The sequence below is a fragment of the Rhizobium sp. P43 genome (assembly GCF_056730705.1).
The window spans coordinates 243,874-260,452 of record NZ_CM161539.1 but is presented as its reverse complement, the minus strand read 5'-3'; the positions used below and the strand labels follow the sequence as shown (position 1 = coordinate 260,452).

General features: G+C 61.1%; 12 protein-coding genes. 7 read left to right on the top strand and 5 right to left on the bottom strand.

Translation table 11 applies throughout. The features are described 5' to 3' along the window. Positions 1–138: 138 nt before the first annotated feature. The 5 genes from AC1PUL_RS01205 to AC1PUL_RS01185 all read right to left on the bottom strand — a co-directional run bounded on the left by AC1PUL_RS01205 (position 139) and on the right by AC1PUL_RS01185 (position 8,142). On the bottom strand, positions 139–1,488 hold the full coding sequence (locus AC1PUL_RS01205) for a sigma-54-dependent transcriptional regulator (protein WP_480466229.1): 1,350 nt from the start codon (positions 1,486–1,488) through the stop codon (positions 139–141). Beyond that, positions 1,485–3,257, bottom strand: a complete 1,773-nt coding sequence (locus AC1PUL_RS01200) for a sensor histidine kinase (protein ID WP_480468452.1) — start codon at positions 3,255–3,257, stop codon at positions 1,485–1,487. The genes AC1PUL_RS01205 and AC1PUL_RS01200 overlap by 4 nt, the downstream gene beginning before the upstream one ends. Before the next feature lie 189 nt (positions 3,258–3,446). Beyond that, entirely contained in the window at positions 3,447–5,987 is a 2,541-nt protein-coding gene (locus tag AC1PUL_RS01195; protein WP_480466228.1) for a methyl-accepting chemotaxis protein, read from the bottom strand. A 267-nt stretch (positions 5,988–6,254) separates the two neighbouring features. After that, positions 6,255–7,097 (bottom strand): 5-dehydro-4-deoxy-D-glucuronate isomerase, encoded by an 843-nt coding sequence (gene kduI / locus AC1PUL_RS01190; RefSeq protein WP_480466227.1) that lies wholly within the window; start codon positions 7,095–7,097, stop codon positions 6,255–6,257. A 133-nt stretch (positions 7,098–7,230) separates the two neighbouring features. Then, complete coding sequence (locus tag AC1PUL_RS01185) at positions 7,231–8,142, bottom strand: AraC family transcriptional regulator (protein WP_298463510.1); 912 nt, start codon at positions 8,140–8,142, stop codon at positions 7,231–7,233. A gap of 184 nt (positions 8,143–8,326) precedes the next feature. Here AC1PUL_RS01185 and AC1PUL_RS01180 point away from each other — a divergent pair, with 184 nt between their 5' ends. Genes AC1PUL_RS01180 through AC1PUL_RS01150 form a run of 7 tightly spaced genes read left to right on the top strand, consistent with a single transcriptional unit; the run spans position 8,327 to position 16,577 of the window. After that, positions 8,327–9,715 carry a family 4 glycosyl hydrolase gene (locus AC1PUL_RS01180; RefSeq protein ID WP_480466226.1) on the top strand — a complete coding sequence of 463 codons (1,389 nt, stop codon included), beginning with the start codon at positions 8,327–8,329 and terminating at the stop codon, positions 9,713–9,715. Continuing rightward, positions 9,712–10,596, top strand: coding sequence for a carbohydrate ABC transporter permease (locus tag AC1PUL_RS01175; RefSeq protein ID WP_298463507.1), 885 nt, complete (start codon positions 9,712–9,714; stop codon positions 10,594–10,596). The genes AC1PUL_RS01180 and AC1PUL_RS01175 overlap by 4 nt, the downstream gene beginning before the upstream one ends. 2 nt (positions 10,597–10,598) lie before the next feature. Then, complete coding sequence (locus AC1PUL_RS01170; protein ID WP_480466225.1) at positions 10,599–11,507, top strand: carbohydrate ABC transporter permease; 909 nt, start codon at positions 10,599–10,601, stop codon at positions 11,505–11,507. Between the two features lie 4 nt (positions 11,508–11,511). Beyond that, positions 11,512–12,624: an ABC transporter ATP-binding protein gene (locus AC1PUL_RS01165; protein WP_480466224.1), complete on the top strand. Its 1,113-nt coding sequence runs from the start codon at positions 11,512–11,514 to the stop codon at positions 12,622–12,624. 33 nt (positions 12,625–12,657) lie between these two features. Continuing rightward, positions 12,658–13,914, top strand: a complete 1,257-nt coding sequence (locus tag AC1PUL_RS01160; RefSeq protein WP_480466222.1) for an ABC transporter substrate-binding protein — start codon at positions 12,658–12,660, stop codon at positions 13,912–13,914. An 11-nt stretch (positions 13,915–13,925) separates the two neighbouring features. Beyond that, positions 13,926–15,437, top strand: a complete 1,512-nt coding sequence (gene pglA / locus AC1PUL_RS01155; RefSeq protein ID WP_480466221.1) for a polygalacturonase PglA — start codon at positions 13,926–13,928, stop codon at positions 15,435–15,437. 6 nt (positions 15,438–15,443) lie between these two features. Then, positions 15,444–16,577, top strand: coding sequence for a glycoside hydrolase family 88/105 protein (locus AC1PUL_RS01150; RefSeq protein WP_480466220.1), 1,134 nt, complete (start codon positions 15,444–15,446; stop codon positions 16,575–16,577). Positions 16,578–16,579: the final 2 nt, after the last annotated feature.

Genomic DNA, 16,579 nt, shown 5'->3' with positions numbered 1-16,579 from the left:
TGTCACAATCGTCCAGGGCGGAGAGTGTTAAGGTTTTCTGGCTTGCCGCAACGCACCATGGGTAGATTCCCGCCCAACACGCTTTTCGGATGTGTGGATTTCCACCCATCATCGCTCTACGGTCTGCAGTATAGGGCCTCAATCACGCGTGTCGAAGGCCAGGCTCTTATCGAGACCGTGCTTCTGCATCTTCTCGTAAAGCGTCTTCCGCGAGATGCCGAGCTGTTCATACACCGGTCGAAGCGCACCGCCATGGGCGGTGATGGCATTGGCGATCAGCTGCTTTTCATAGGCGGCAACCTTGTCCGCGAGGCGGGTATTGGCAGCTTCCAGCTGCGCCGCACTGTCGAGCCCCGTCTCAAGCCCAAGCACCAGCCGATCGGCGGCATTGCGTAATTCGCGCACATTGCCCGGCCAGTCCCGCTCGGCGATCTCCGAGAGGATCTCAGGCTCGACCTCCATGTCGTCGCGCCCGTAGCGCGCACAGGCCTCCCGCACCAGATGCAGGAAGAGAAGCGGGATGTCCGCTCTACGTTGCGCCAGCGAGGGCACGCGAAGCGTAACCACATTCAGCCGGTAAAAGAGATCGGCGCGGAACCGGCCAGCCGCGACTTCGCCTTCCAGATCCACCTTGCTGGTGGCCAGAAAACGAACGTCGAGCGGCACCGTCTCATTCGACCCGAGCCGGGTGATGGTCCGCTCCTGCAGGACCCTTAGAAACTTCGCCTGCAGGTCGAAGGGCATCGAGCCAATCTCATCGAGCAGGATCGTCCCGCCCCGGCCATGTTCGAATTTCCCGTAGCGGGCACGGATCGCGCCTGGAAAAGCCCCGGCCTCATGCCCGAAGAGCTCGCTTTCGATCAATGTTTCCGGCAGCGAAGCGCAGTTGATCGCAAGGAACGGTCCCTTGGCCCTAGCACTGACGTCATGCAGGCTGCGCGCCACGACCTCCTTGCCGACTCCCGTCTCCCCGATAACCAGCGCATCTGCCTCCGTCGCCCCGATGGCGCGAACGCGGTAGCGCAGATCGACCATCACGGGCGTGCGTCCGGGCAGACGTGTCTCGATATCGTCCCGCTTGCCGGCCACGGCCCGCAGCCGTCGGTTCTCAAGCACCAGGGAACGGCGGTCCAGTGCATGGCGCACCACGCCGGCGAGCGCCTGGCTGGCAAACGGCTTCTCGATGAAGTCGTAGGCGCCCTCGCGCATCGCCTTGACCGCCAGCTGCACCTCGCCATGACCGGTCACAAGGATCACCGGGATCTCGTGGTCGAGCTCGCGGATCCGATGTAGCAGCGTCATCCCGTCCATGCCGGGCATGCGGATGTCACTGACAACGACGCCATCGAAGCCGAACCCAACGCGCGAGAGGATCTCCTCGCCCGTCGCAAACGCCTTCACCTGCAAACCATGGAGTTCGAGGGCCTGGCTGGTGGAGAAACGCAGCTCCTCCTCGTCATCGACGATCAAGACCAGTCCGGAACTCATTCCGCCGCCTCGCTCAAAGCTTCCGCTTCCAGGAGTTCGATGCGAAACAGAGCACCGCCGCCTTCACGCGGCCCGACCGTCAAGCTGCCGCCAAAATCCTTGATGATATTGTAGGAAATCGACAAACCGAGACCAAGCCCCTTGCCCACACCCTTGGTCGTGAAGAAAGGATCGAAAATCCGTTCGGCGATGGCCGGCGGCACGCCGGGGCCACGGTCGGCGATCTCGATCACCACCCGCCCCTCGTCCCGCCGTGCCGCAAGCTCGATCTTGCGATCCTCGAGACCTTCCACGGCATCACAGGCATTGGTGAGAATGTTGACCAGCACCTGCTGCAGACGCACCGAGCCGCCCTGCACCGGCGGCAGGCCGGGTTCGAAGGACAGGGAAAGCGTCGCATCGGCTGTACCCAATCGCGCGGAGACGATCTCCAGTGTTTCCTCAACCACGTCCTCGATGGAGATCGCGCCAAGCTTTTCGTTGGGTTTGCGGGCAAAATTGCGCAGATGCCGCGAAATGGAAGCCATCCTGTCGATCAGATTGGAAATGCGGCCCAGATTGTCGCGTGCCTCCGAGATGCGGTCGCGATCGATCAGCATCGTCGCGCTGTCGGCATAGGTCTTGGCAGCAGCGAGCGGCTGGTTGAACTCGTGCGACAATGCCGCCGACATCTGACCAAGGCCGGCAAGCTTGCCGGCCTGGATGAGATCGGCCTGCGTCTGGCGCAGTTGCAGGTTAACCCGGGCCAGGTCCGCCGTGCGCTCCTCGACACGACGCTCCAGTTCGGCCTGCGCCTCGATCTGCATATGCATGCGCTCCTGCAGCCGTGCGCGCCGCTGAATGACCACGGCGAGACCCAATCCAAACAGGCAGAGAAACAGCAGGATGGCAACGAGCATGGTGCGCGCCTGAGCGTGGATCGTGCCGGTATCAAACAGAACCTTCACCGTCCAATCGGCGTCGGGCATGTATTGCTCAAGCACGAGATACTCGCGTTTGCCGCTGTCCTGATTGACCGTCATAAGGAGGTGATCGTCAAACGACGTGCGCTTGATCGGCAATTCCCGCAGCACCGCATCGGAATAGCGTCTGGATGCCGAAGTACGCTCCAGACGTTCCGATGTCAGTGGCAAGACCGAGGCATAGAGCCATTCCGGATTGCCGGTCATGAAGATGATGCCTTCGGGGTCATGGACGAGGATCTTGTATTCGCCACCCCGCCAGGATGTTTCGATACCCTCGATATCGACCTTGAAGGCAATCACACCACGAACGACGCCATCGACCTCGATTGGCGACGAGAAATAGTAGCCACGCTTCGCCGACGTCGTGCCGAGCGCGTAAAACCGTGACTGCAGGCCCGCTGCCGCCTCGTAGAAATAAGGACGGTAACTGAAATTCTCGCCGACGAAGGTCGCCGGCCGGTCGAAATTGCTCGCCGCAATCGTGTTCCCGTCCATCGTCATCACATAGATGTCCGAGGATTCGAGCAGCGTGTTGATCTCTTTCAGATAGAGATTTGCCGCGTTTCGGAGTTCCAGATTGTTCGGGTCGAGCACCAGCTGCTTCATGTCGTCATGATCGGCAATCAGGGCGGGCAGGGTCTCATAACGGCTGAGATGACCGGTGAGAGCTGAGGTTGCGAGACGCAAGGCACTGTTCGCCTGCAGCGAGGCTTCTTCCATGACAGTCAGCGTGAGAAGCCGATTGCCGACCGTGACAAGTGCCACAACGACGGCCAGAAGAACCAGGACGAGCGCGACGATCATGCGCCGGGCATCAGCCAATCGCCTCGCGGGGGGTACCATGGGTCTCGTCAAGTGCTCGCTCCTCCGCGTTCAAGGATAACGGGCTGTCGCAAGCTTTCCAAGCGGCTCTCGCATGCGAATGCGCGGATACGACAGAGCCGCCGACCATGTTAAGGCGGCGGCTCGTCAGCTTGAGGCATCATGACCCTGTCAGGCGGCACGACTATGCGAGTGTCCACCTTGGCGTCGTCCTTCCGGAGCGAGCTTGAACTGGTTGACGAGCTGCATCAACGCGTCCGCCTCGTCCGCCAGCTGGCGGGTCGCGGCATTGGTCTCCTCGACCATGGCGGCGTTGCGCTGGGTCATCTGGTCCATTTCGTTGACGGATGAGTTGACCCCCGCCAGCGCATTTGACTGGTCGCGGCTCGCCATGGCGATGACCGACACCCGATCAGCGACCGTGATGATGCTGGCGGAAATCTCTGCCAGAACCGCACCTGTCTGCTGCACGAGCTTGGCGCCCGAGGTAACTTCCGTGCTCGACTTGTGAATGAGGTCCTTGATCTGCTGAGCGGCACCGGCCGAACGCTGGGCAAGCTCACGCACTTCCTGCGCGACGACGGCAAAACCCTTTCCGGCCTCGCCCGCACGGGCGGCTTCAATACCGGCATTGAGGGCCAGAAGGTTGGTCTGGAAGGCGATTTCGTCGATCACGTCGATGATCTGCACGATCTGGCCCGACGCATCCTCGATCCGGCCCATGGCGTCAATGGCACTGGCAACCACGGTTGACGAGGTATCTGCACGACCCTTGGTCTCGCCGACGATGCTGTTTGCTTCTTCGGCACGCTCGGCAGAGGACTTGACTGTCACGGTGATCTCATCGACGGCAGCCGCTGTTTCTTCGAGCGAAGCTGCCTGCTGTTCGGTGCGTTTGGCGAGCTGGTCGGCCGCACTGCTCATCTCGGCGGCGTTGCGCTGGATCATGTAGGTGTTCGAGCGGATCTGCGTCATCGTATCCTGCAGATGCTCCAGCGACTGGTTGAAGTCGTTGCGCAGCTGCTCCAGGCGACCGTGGAACGGCGTGTCGATGGTCTCGGAGATATCGCCCTTCGCAAGACGGCCGAGGCCGGAGGCCAGTGCGTTGACGGCAAAATCGATCTGCCGGTCGATCTCCTGCTTCTCGAGATCGTTGCGGCGACGCTCTTCCTCCGCCTGAGCCCTTTCGGCCTCGCTGCGGCTTTCGATTTCGATCTTCGACAGTGCGTTCTGCTTGAAGACACCAAGCGCGCGCGCCATCTCGCCGATTTCATCAACGCGGGCTTCGCCATTGATCTTCGTGTCCAGCACGCCTTCCGCAAGGCGGCGCATGGCACCGGTGATCTGGCCGATCGGGCCTTTGAAGGTCAGCACCAGGCCGATACCGGCGAAGATCGAGATCAGAATGCCGAGCGCGGTCGCGCCGATGGAGATAGAGTTCGCCTCCTGACGCTCCTGGCCAGCCGAGACCTTCTGCATTTCGGCAAAGGTCGTCAGTTGCTTCCAGATGACATTCAAATCGGCGCCCGCCTGTTCGAAGCTAGCCTTGCGCTCCTGGCTGACCTTCACGAGCTCAGCACTCGCACCGATCATGGAATCCACAGCCGGACCCAGCTCCTTCTTCACCTGCATCATGATCGGCTGGTCGGCAGCCGTCTTGTCCAGCGCTGCCAGGAATTTCTTGACGGCATTGAACTGCTGTTCAAGCAGCATGCGGTTCTGCTCGGTCGGCTCCAGCAGGAAGCGCGCCATCATGATCTGAAGCGCATAGCCAGCGGCCATGACCTGACGACCGTCGGCAATGACGGCCTGTGCCTTCGCAAGCGGTGCATCGAGTTCACCGAACTTGATCGTCGCTTCCTTCATCTTCTGCTGGGCAGCCAGACCGAGATAGGCGTTGAGCTGGGTAAAGTTGCGGAGCTTTCCGGCCAAATCGGTGATCACTGCTTCCGACTTGTCGTTAGCAGCCACGGCCGCCTTCAGTTCGCCACCAATTTTCTCAAGCGTCTTTGCAGCCGACTGGTTCGCCTTCGGCAGTACGGCGGCGAGAACCTGCTGGCGCGCGATGATCTCATCGACGCGGGCGGTGATGACAGCAAACTTCTCGTCCGGCGTCTTGGCCTTGGTAAAGGCAGAATTCGTTTCGGTCAGGAAGGTGCCTGTGCTGCGAATGCTCTCGGCGTCGCGCAGCATGGTCTTGGCAGCGGCATCATCTGCCTGCACCGCGCGTTCCATGGTTGCCATCGCAGCCGTCACACGCCCCTGGGCGACAACCACCTGCTTTGTGCCCTGCTGAAGTGTATCGACAAGAGTTGATTCGCTGGCATGCAGCCGCCATAGATCGTCGATGTGGATAAAGACCTTATCGATCAACTTGCCGGCTTCCTCCAGCTCCGACCGACCATCAGCATCGGGGGCAAGCTGCGAAAGCGTCGTGTCCAGATCGCGCTTCTGCTGCTCCAGACGTCCTGTCAGATCGGCCTTGGCGGCGTCCGTCGTATCAGCCAGAAAGCTGGTCATCGACGCGGACACGTCGCGGAAGCCGCTCAAAGACTGCAGCACGCTGTTTGAGATCTCGATGCGACCCTGCAGGAGACCCGAGGCGTAAAGACCTGTGAAGCCAACGGCAGAGATGCTGATGACAAAAGGCAGGATGAAGATCAGGACCTTGGTCTGGATGTTAAAGCGGGACAATATACGATCGATAAACACGATAAAGGTCTCCTTCGACACGGGTGATGCCGAGTTAGCGTCTCCCGATGTCCATGCATGAATCGACCGGATCATGAGCCTGGAAGACTAAGATGAACTTAATGGCAGTGCCTGAAAAAGTTTCGGCCCGCAGCGTTTACCGCCGTCGGGCCGAATTAAAATCTACAACCTTGATTTGAAAATCAATGATGCAAACGATACATACGGGATGGACAATCCCGCATGTCGTTTAAAACGTGGTTTCCGCCATCCGTCTTTGGGCGGATATCAGCGCATGTCCTCAATGGCGACCGCATCGACATCGGTATAGTCGACATTGTCGCCAGCCATGGCCCAGATGAACGAGTAGTTGGCCGTACCGGCACCTGAATGGATCGACCAGCCGGGAGACAGAACCGCTTCCTCGTTCTTCATGATGATGTGGCGCGTCTCGTCCGGTTCACCGAGCAGGTGGAAGACCCGGGTCTTCTCCGCCATGTCGAAATAGAGATAGACCTCCATGCGACGGTCATGGATGTGGCAGGGCATTGTGTTCCAGATGGAACCCTTGGCAAGGCTCGTCATGCCCACCACCAGCTGGCAGGTCTTCACGCCCTCGGGGTGCACGAATTGGAAGATCGAGCGCTCGTTGCTGGTCTCCTGCGTGCCGAGATCAATCCGCTTGGCGTCGCCGATGCCGATATGACGTGCCGGGTAGCGGGTGTGGGCGGGCGCGCTCAAGAGATAGAACTTGGCCGGCTGGTCCGCCGACACGGAGGCGAAGCTGACCGAAGACCCCATACCGGCATAGACCATGTCGCGGGTGCCGGCCTGGAAGCTCTCACCATCCACCGTCACCACACCGGCGCCGCCGATGTTGACGGCGATCAGCTCACGGCGTGCCAGGAGTTCGGGCGTCCCCGCCGGCTTGATCGTCTCAAGCGCCAGCGTCGACGAAACCGGCACCGCACCACCGACGATCATCCGATCGTAATTGGTGTAATGCAGCTGGATGCGACCGGGCACAAAGAGCGGCGGCAGCAAAAAATTCGAACGCAATTCATCCGTGCCAAAGCCGGCAGCGGTCAATGGATCGATGGCGAAGCGATTGGTGAAGTCGGTATGCGACATCATTCCTCCCATACATGTTATATAAACTTATCATACATGTTGTTCACCGAGCAACAAGCTGAAAAAATCTTTTCACTGAGGCGCTGCCTATCGTGAAGCCATGGCTCAGGCGCGAAACTCATAAGACAGGTTTTCACTGACGCGGCAAGGGGTAGACCACCTGCCCGTCCTCTTCTCCGCGTGGGAAGGCCCCTTCCCGGTTCCGCCGCTCCGCCTCCTGGTACCCCTGGGGACTGATGCCGATATAGCGCTTGAACATGCGGGAGAAGTAATAGGCGTCGGCATAGCCTGAGAGCGCCGCCGCCCGCTTTACCGTGCAGCCGCCGGCCAAAAGACCCATGGCGCGTTCCATGCGCTTGAACTCCTGGAACTTGTCCATGGTCCAGCCGACGCGCTTGCGGAACTCACGCTTGAAATAGTCCGGATTGTAGGGGGCAGCAGCGAGAACCTGCTCGGTGATCCCTTCGTTGAGGGGATCAGCCGCGATCTGGCTCGCGGCCACCATGATCGCCAATGACAGCTGATCGGGGTTGGCGACAGTGCCGACGGACTGCTCTCGCCAGCCGACAAAGGCCTGCTCGATGAACTCGATCAGCAGGAACATGAAGACATGGTGCTGCTGCAGCGTCGTCGAATAGGGTGGTGCCGTTTCGCGAAAATGCATGACGACCTTTTCCAGCATGTCCCAACGGGCAAGCCGGATCGATCGCATCAGATCCATCTGCGAAATCAGGTCGAGACGCCCGAAAAGGTCGAGCGTGAAATGCTGGGCAATGCCTGTATAGGCTTCCGTTGAGGCAGATCGCCCGATGAAGCGGGTTCCGGCGGTCAGAAGCATGGCGCTTCCTGGCTCCATCTCCACCGTCTCGCCCTCGACATCATAGATCCCGCGGCCACTGAGGCAGATCACGAGATCATGAACCCGGTTCGACTTGTCGATCGACCAGGTCTGCGAATGCTGCATGCGGATCGTCGAGCGCGTCAGGTTGAGCGCCAGTGCCTGCATCGGAATGCCGGCGAGCACGCTACCTTCAGTTTTGTCCATCCTTTTTCCCCTATTTGTCGATTTCCGCGCGAGACGTCTGGCGAGATATTAGCCACAGGACCGGTCTCCTTGGGAAGACCGGGGAGGATACCAGGAGGAGTAGGGTAGACAGCGGGACGGGTCACGCATGTGGCCGGTCAAGGCTTCGTCGACCCCAAATATTGCGATGCAGAAAACGGAATACATGCGCCCGGTCACCATCGCCTATATCGGCGGCGGTTCGCTCAACTGGGCGACGAAACTGATGGGTGATCTCGCCCAGGACGGCACACTGCCCGCGACCGTCCGGCTCTATGATCTCGACCATGAGGCAGCCGAGCGCAATGCCCGGATCGGTGCCCGCTATGCCGCCCGAAGCGGGGCCGGCGCAACAGTCACCTATACGGCGGAGAAGACGCTTCAGGCCGCTCTGACGGGCGCCGATGTCGTCATTATCTCGATCCTGCCGGGATCGTTCGAGGACATGGCCAACGACATCGCCATTCCCGAACGTTACGGTATCCGCCAGTCGGTCGGCGACACGGTCGGCCCAGGCGGCTTTGTCCGTGCCATGCGGGCGATTCCGATGATCGCCGAGATCGGCCGCGCGATCGCCCGCCATTGCCCTGAAGCCTATGTCTGCAACCTCACCAACCCGATGTCGGTGCTGACGGCTACGCTCTATTCCGTCTTTCCGGAGATCCGGGCATGGGGCTCCTGCCACGAGGTCATCAAGACCCGCAAGATCATGGCCTATCTGGCAAATCGCCGGGCAGGCGAAGTCATCTACGGCTATCGCGACGCCATGGTGAACGTGCTCGGCATCAACCACTTCACCTTCGTGGACCGCGCCGCCGTCGGCGGTGTCGACATGATGCCGGCCTATTTCGAATTTGCCCGCGAGCATCATGCGACCGGCTGGCGGGAATCCCCGCTGGATCCTGCCAATGAACACGACCGCTATTTCACCGACAGCTTCCGGGTGAAGTTCGACCTGTCGCTCCGCTTCGGCATCGCCGCTGCCGCCGGCGACCGTCATCTCGTCGAGTTCCTGCCCCAGAGCTGGTATCTCGATGACCATGCCGCCTGGAAATTTGGGCTCACACCGGTCGAATTCCGCATGCGCGAGCGCAAGGCCAAGATCGATTATGCCAATGCGCTCGACAACGGAGCAGACCTGCCCCCGCCGCGCGCTTCCGACGAGGCGATCGTCGAGCAGATCAAGGCGCTGATGGGTGGCCCCGAACACGTCAGCAACGTCAATCTCCCGAACCGGGGGCAGTTGGAGGGCTTTACCGACGGGACGATCGTCGAGTCCAATACGCGTTTCAGCGCTCTCGGGGTCCAGCCTGTGGTCGCGGGGCGCCTACCGCTGGCCATCGAACTTCTCGCTCGCCCTCATGCCGAGCGCCAGACGGCACTTGTCGCGGCAGTTCTTTCAGGTGATGCTGAGGCTCTTCCGCCGCTCTTCGTATCGGACCCCCTGGTCGCCACCCTGCCGCAGGACAAGGCCTACCGTCTCTTCGGCGAAATGGTCACGGCGACCCAGCATCGCCTGCCCGAAGCACTGGCGCGTGCAGGAGGTGCCGCATGAGCGGAGACAGCCGCTACCTAGGGCTCTTCTATCTCGCCCCCTACATCGTCGGCTTGCTGGTCTTCACGGCCCTGCCCTTCGTCATGTCGCTCTATCTGAGCTTCACCGATTACAACCTGATGAGCGCGCCGATCTTCACCGGCTTCGACAATTATATCAGGCTGTTCACCAGCGACCGGACCTTCATCAAGTCGCTCAGCGTCACCCTGTTCTATGTCTTCGTGACGGTGCCGCTCGAACTGTGTTTCGCGCTCTTCATCGCGGTCATCCTGAATTACAAGCTGAAATTCATCAATCTCTACCGCACGGCCTTCTACGTGCCCTCGATCCTGGGCGGATCGATCGCGATTGCGGTGCTGTGGCGCTACATGTTCGCCGATGTCGGCCTGATCAACATGGGCCTGGCCTCGATCGGCATTGAACCGATCAACTGGTTCGGCGATCCGACCAACGCCCTCTTCACCATCACGCTCCTGCGTGTCTGGCAGTTCGGCTCCGCGATGGTGATCTTCCTGGCAGCCCTCCAGAGCATCGACAAGAGCCTCTATGAGGCCGCCGCGATCGACGGTGCCGGCAAGTGGAAGAGCTTCGTCCACATCACCCTGCCGCTGATCACGCCGGTCATCTTCTTCAACCTGATCATGCAGATGGTCCAGGCATTCCAGGAGTTCAACGGTCCCTACATCATCACGCAGGGCGGCCCGCTGAAGGCCACCTATTTCCTGCCGATCTACATCTATGACGAGGCCTTCCTGCGCTTCGACATGGGCTATGCCTCGGCCATCGCCTGGGTGCTGTTCGTCATCATCATGGCCCTCACCCTCATCGCCTTCTGGTCCTCGCGCCATTGGGTCTACTACGCCGGCGACAAGCGGAGCTGATCATGACCGACCACGCCCTCACCCCACTTGCCGCAGGTATCGACGAGGTCGACAAGGCCCATCGCCGGGATCGGCGCCGGCAGAAAATGACGACCGTCTTCCGCTACGTCCTTCTTACGGTGGTCGGCCTCATCATGCTCTATCCGCTGGTCTGGCTGATCGGCGCCTCGTTCAAGACGAATTCCGAGATCTTCGCCAATCCCGGCTTTCTGCCGGATGACCCGACGATCGATGGCTATATCCATGGCTGGAAGACCTCCACGCCCTACACCTTCGGCACCTTCTTCCTGAACACACTGTGGATCGTGCTGCCGAAGATCATCGGCACGGCGATCTCCTGCACGGCAGTCGCCTATGGTTTTGCCCGCTTCGACTTCCCCTACAAGAAGCTGCTCTTCGCAACCCTGATCGCAACCCTGCTGCTGCCGAACGTGGTCACCCGCATTCCGCAATATCTGCTGTTCCGCGATCTCGGCTGGCTCGATACCTATCTGCCGCTCTGGGTCCCCTCGGCCTTTGCCGGTGATGCCTTCTTCGTCTTCATGCTGGTGCAGTTCCTGCGCGCCATCCCGCGTGACATGGAAGAGGCGGCCCGGGTGGACGGCGCCAATACCTGGCAGGTCCTGCTCTTCATCGTCGTGCCCCTGTTGATGCCGGCCCTGATCTCGGTCTGCCTCTTCCAGTTCATGTGGACGATGAACGACTTCCTGGGGCCCCTCATCTACATCTCCTCGGTCGAGAAGTTCCCGGTGTCGCTGGCGCTGAAACTCTCGATCGATACGACGGAAGCCTTCGAGTGGAACCGGGTGCTCGCCATGTCGGTGCTGACGCTGCTGCCGGCCCTGACCGTCTTCTTCCTCGCCCAGAAATACTTCATCGACGGCATCTCTGCCGGCGGCATCAAGGGATAATGCAATGGCAAGGTTGCAACTGAAAAACCTCGAAAAAGACTACGGTTCCTTCCGTGCCGTGCATGGCATCAACCTCGACGTCGACGACGGGGAGTTCATGGTGCTGGTCGGACCCTCCGGCTGCGCCAAGTCCACGACGCTGCGCATGATCGCGGGCCTTGAGCGGATATCAGGCGGTGAGATCCGGATCGGCGGCGAACTGGTCAACGACCGTGCACCGGGGGACCGCGGCATCTCCATGGTCTTCCAGAACTATGCGCTTTATCCGCACATGAAGGTGAAGAAGAACCTGTCCTTCTCGATGCGCCTGAAGCGTCGGCCGCAGGATGAAATCGACCAGGCGACCGACCAAGTGGCGGGCACGCTGGAGATCGGCGCCCTGCTCGACCGGTTGCCGAAACAGCTCTCGGGCGGTCAGGCCCAGCGTGTCGCCGTCGGGCGTGCGCTGATCAAGAAGCCGCAGGTCTTCCTCTTCGACGAGCCGCTCTCCAACCTCGACGCCAAGCTGCGCGCCTCGATGCGTGTGCGCATCACCGATCTGCACAAGCAGCTGAAGGCCGATGGCATGGCTGCAACCGTCGTCTATGTCACGCATGACCAGACGGAAGCCATGACCATGGGCGACCGGATCTGCGTCATGAAAGACGGCCATATCATGCAGGTGGCCGACCCTGTCACCCTCTACAACCGTCCGGCCAACGCCTTCGTCGCCGGCTTCATCGGCAGCCCCGAGATGAACCTGATCGCCGCGGAACTGACCGGCAATGGCGAACTGGTGACCGCCGGCCAGACGATCTCGATCACCGATGGCCTCGCGCAAAGGCTTGAGCGCAATGCACCGCGTGACGTGACCATCGGCATCCGACCGCAGCATCTCAAGATCGCGCCACCCGAGACGCCGGGGACGTTGTCGGGGCGTGTGAGCCATGTCGAGTTCATGGGCCACGAAGTCTATCTTTACATCAATATCGGCGGCGAACGCGTGATCGCCGTCGTACCGTCGAGCCAATACGACCGTTCGGCCATCCGTGACGACCGTATCTGGCTCAGCCCGGATATCCGGTCCACGCATATCTTCAACCGAATGACGGGCGAGAACATCTCGCTCGCCGACTGAAGCCGTCATCGTTCTAACTTGGGAGGAGCCAGAATGAGAACCTTGATCATGACCGCCGCACTTCTTGCGGCAACCAGCCTGACGAGTGTCAATGCTGCGGAGCTTCGCATGTCCTGGTGGGGCAGCGACGACCGTCACAAGGCAACGCAGGAAGCGCTGAAGCTCTGCGGTGACAAGTACGGTCACACCATCTCGCCGGAATTCACCGGCTGGACCGGCCACCAGGAGAAGATCACCACACAGCTTGCCGGCAAGACCGAAGCCGACATCATGCAGATCAACTGGCCGTGGCTGCCGATCTTCTCGAAGAACGGCGAAGGCTTCGTTGACCTCAACCAGTTCAAGGATGTGATCGACCTCAGCCAGTGGTCCGAGACGGATCTGAAGAGCGGCAGCGTTGACGGCAAGCTGAACGGGTTGCCGGTCTCGACCACCGGTCGCGTCTTCATGTTCAACAAGACCACCTATGACAAGGCCGGCCTCGCCATCCCGACCACCTGGGACGAACTGCTCGCCGCAGCCCCGGTGATGAAGGAAAAGCTCGGCCAGGATTACTATCCCTTCGAAGGCACGGCGCTTGACGCACGTCTCGTCGTGATCCTGCGCACCACCCAGAAGACGGGTAAGGACCTGATCGATCCCGCGACCAACCAGGTCGCCTGGACTGTCGAGGAACTGGCGGACGGCCTGAAGTTCTACCAGACCATGGTCGACAAGGGCGTCATCAAGTCCTGGAAGGACGTGGCCGCCGGTGGCAACGCGCCGCTGCATGAAAACCCGGCCTGGGCCAGCGGCAAGATCGCCGGCACCTACCAGTGGGATAGCACCTACGGCAAGATTTCCGGACCGATGGAAGACGGCCAGGAGCTCGTTCCGGTGAAGCTCCTGCAGGTCGAGGGCGCCCAGACCGAAGGCGTCTACCGCAAACCCTCCATGCTGTTCGCCATCTCCAAGAACAGCAAGGAGCCGAAAGCCGCCGCCGAGATCATCAACTGCCTGCTGAATGATCCGGAAGCAATCAAGATCCTCGGCGCATCCCGTGGCGTGCCCTCGAGCAAGATCGCGCTGGAGGAATTGAGCAAGGCCGGCGCGATCAAGCCGGTGCAGGTCGAGGCCAACAAGATCGTGCTGGAGAGCTCGGGCGTCGGCGTCTCGCCGCTCAACGAACATCCGCGTGTGACGGATGTCTTCGACAGCACCTTTGAAGCCTTCGCCTATGGTCAGGCTTCGGCCGAGGATGCCGCCGCCGAGATCATCGACGGCATCAACAGCGCGCTGACCGGCATCTGAGGGGGACGAGCTTGACCGACGGCCCCATCCAGCTGCTGCACCTGTCATCAAGGACGGCAACCCTTCTGATCGAAGCGGACGCACATCTGTTCGCTCTCGACCGGGCGCTGCCCTGGGTGCTGCAGCTGGATGACGGCACGGCGGTCAAGACAGGTAGCGCGACATCGGTCGCGCTGTCCCTCGACGGTCTCGAACCGGACCGCGAATACCGCTTCTCGACCGCGATCGGCGGGGCAACCTTCAAAACCGCGTCCGAAACGGGCGTGGTCGACATCCGTGATCACGGTGCTCGGATCGACAGCAACGACAATACCACGGCGATCCAGTCCGCGATCGCTGCGGTGCCGGCGGGTGGAACACTCCGGCTGCCCGCCGGCTCCTGGACTTCAGGCCCGCTTTTCCTGAAGAGTGACATGACGCTGCTGCTCGAAGACGGCGCAGTCCTTCAGGACATCGGCACCCGCGAGGGACGGCGCATATTGCCCGCCCGGCACGCCGATGGGCGCGTTTTGGGAACCTGGGAAGGCGTGGCCGAAGCCTGCTTCGCAAGCCTCCTGAACGCAATCGATTGCGAGAACCTGACCATCTGCGGCAAGGGGATCGTGGACGGTGGCGGCGACCGGGGCGACTGGTGGACCTGGCCGAAGGAAACCCGCGACGGGGCCCGGCGTCCACGCACCATCTTCCTGTCCGGCTGCCGCCAGCTCACACTGGCCGGCATCACGGTCCGCAACTCCCCCTCCTGGACCGTCCATCCCGTCCTTTGCGAGGACGTGCTCGCGGTCGGACTGACGATCCGCAACCATCCTGATTCTCCCAACACTGACGGGTTGAACCCCGAATCCAGCCAGAACATCCGTTTGATCGGCCTCGACATTTCCGTCGGCGACGACTGCGTGGCGATCAAGGCTGGCAAGCGCGATCCGCGCGGCGGTCCTGACCGACCCACCCGCGATGTCGCCATCCGCAATTGCCTGATGCAGCGCGGCCATGGGGCCGTCGTCATGGGCAGTGAAATGAGCCAGGGCATCAGCGATGTCGCCATCAGCCGTTGCCACTTCATCGGCACCGACCGCGGACTGCGCATCAAGACCCGTCGCGGGCGGGGCGGCACCGTGTCCAACATCAGCGTCCGGGACTGCCGGATGGAGGATGTCGCGACCCCGATAGCCGTCAACGCCTTCTATTTCTGCGATGCCGATGGTCGCTCGGACTACGTGCAATCCCGCATCGCTCTGCCCGTCTCCGTCACCACCCCGAAGATCGACGGGATCGATATCCGCAATCTGCAGGTCTCGGGCGCCGAAACCGCGGCCGCCGTCTTTTACGGACTGCCGGAATCCACGATCGACGCCGTGTCGATCGATGGCTTGAGCATCGCCTATCGCGACGATGCGAAACCCGCGATACCTGAAATGGCCTGCCACCTGCCCGAACTGCGCCATGCCGGCATCATCGCCGAGAACACAATATTCAGCCGGCTTTCCGGCCTGTCACCCGCTTCCATTCACCCGGACCCATGAAGACCGATGCTGATTTCCTATTTCGACGATTACGCCCGCGATTATGAACCCTACAAGGCAGGCGCCTGGTGTTATGAGGACGGCTGCCTATATCGCGGCCTCATCACACTGCACGAGGCGACCGGTGATCGACGCTGGCTCGATCATCTCAAACGTCTGGTGGATGCCCAGGTGGATGCCGATGGCGGTCTTGCCGACTATCGGATCACGGAATTCAACATCGACAACATTCAGCCCGGCCATGCGCTGCTTTATCTCCACCGTCTGAGCGGCCAGTCCCGCTATGTGGATGCGGCAAGACAGCTCGGCCAACAGCTCACCCACCACCCGCGCATCCGCAGCGGCCCATATTGGCACAAGCTGCGCTACCCACATCAGGTCTGGCTGGACGGTCTTTACATGGCCATGCCGTTCAAGATCGAGCTGGGTCAGGCCCTGGGTGATCCGGCCCTCGTGGACGACGCCATCGCACAGTTCACGACGGCTCTTGACCTGACCTTTGACAAAGCCTCGGGCCTATATCGCCATGGTTACGACGAGTCACGCCTGCAGGATTGGGCGGATCCGGATACGGGTCTCTCGCCTGCGCATTGGGCCCGCTCGATCGGCTGGCTGGCCATGGCCTTTGTCGATGTGATCGAGCGTCTGCCCGAAGGCGGACCACGGAGCGACCTGTCGGGAAGGCTTGCCGCTCTCAACGAGCGCCTTTCAGCCCTCGTAACGAAAGACCATCGCTGGCTGCAGGTTATCGATGTACCCGACGTGAAGGGCAATTACGCAGAAAGCTCGGCAACGGCCATGTTCGCCTATGCGCTGCAAAAGTCGGAACGCCTGGGGATCGACAGGCATGCGGACCTCGGGCGATCGGCGTTGAAGGCGCTGACAGAACTCGAAGTGCGCCCCGTCGAGGGGGGACGGCGTCAATTGCAGAATATCTGCTGCGTCGCAGGTCTCGGCCCCTTCCAGGGCATCTACCGCGACGGCAGCATCGCCTATTACCTAACCGAAGCCATCCGGCCCGATGACATCAAAGGGGTTGCCCCCCTGATGATGGCCGAGGCCGAGCACCTGCTGTCGACGGGCAAAACCTCCGCTGACGCGTCCGATCCGACGCGGCTCCAGCCGGTCGACGCTGACTGAGA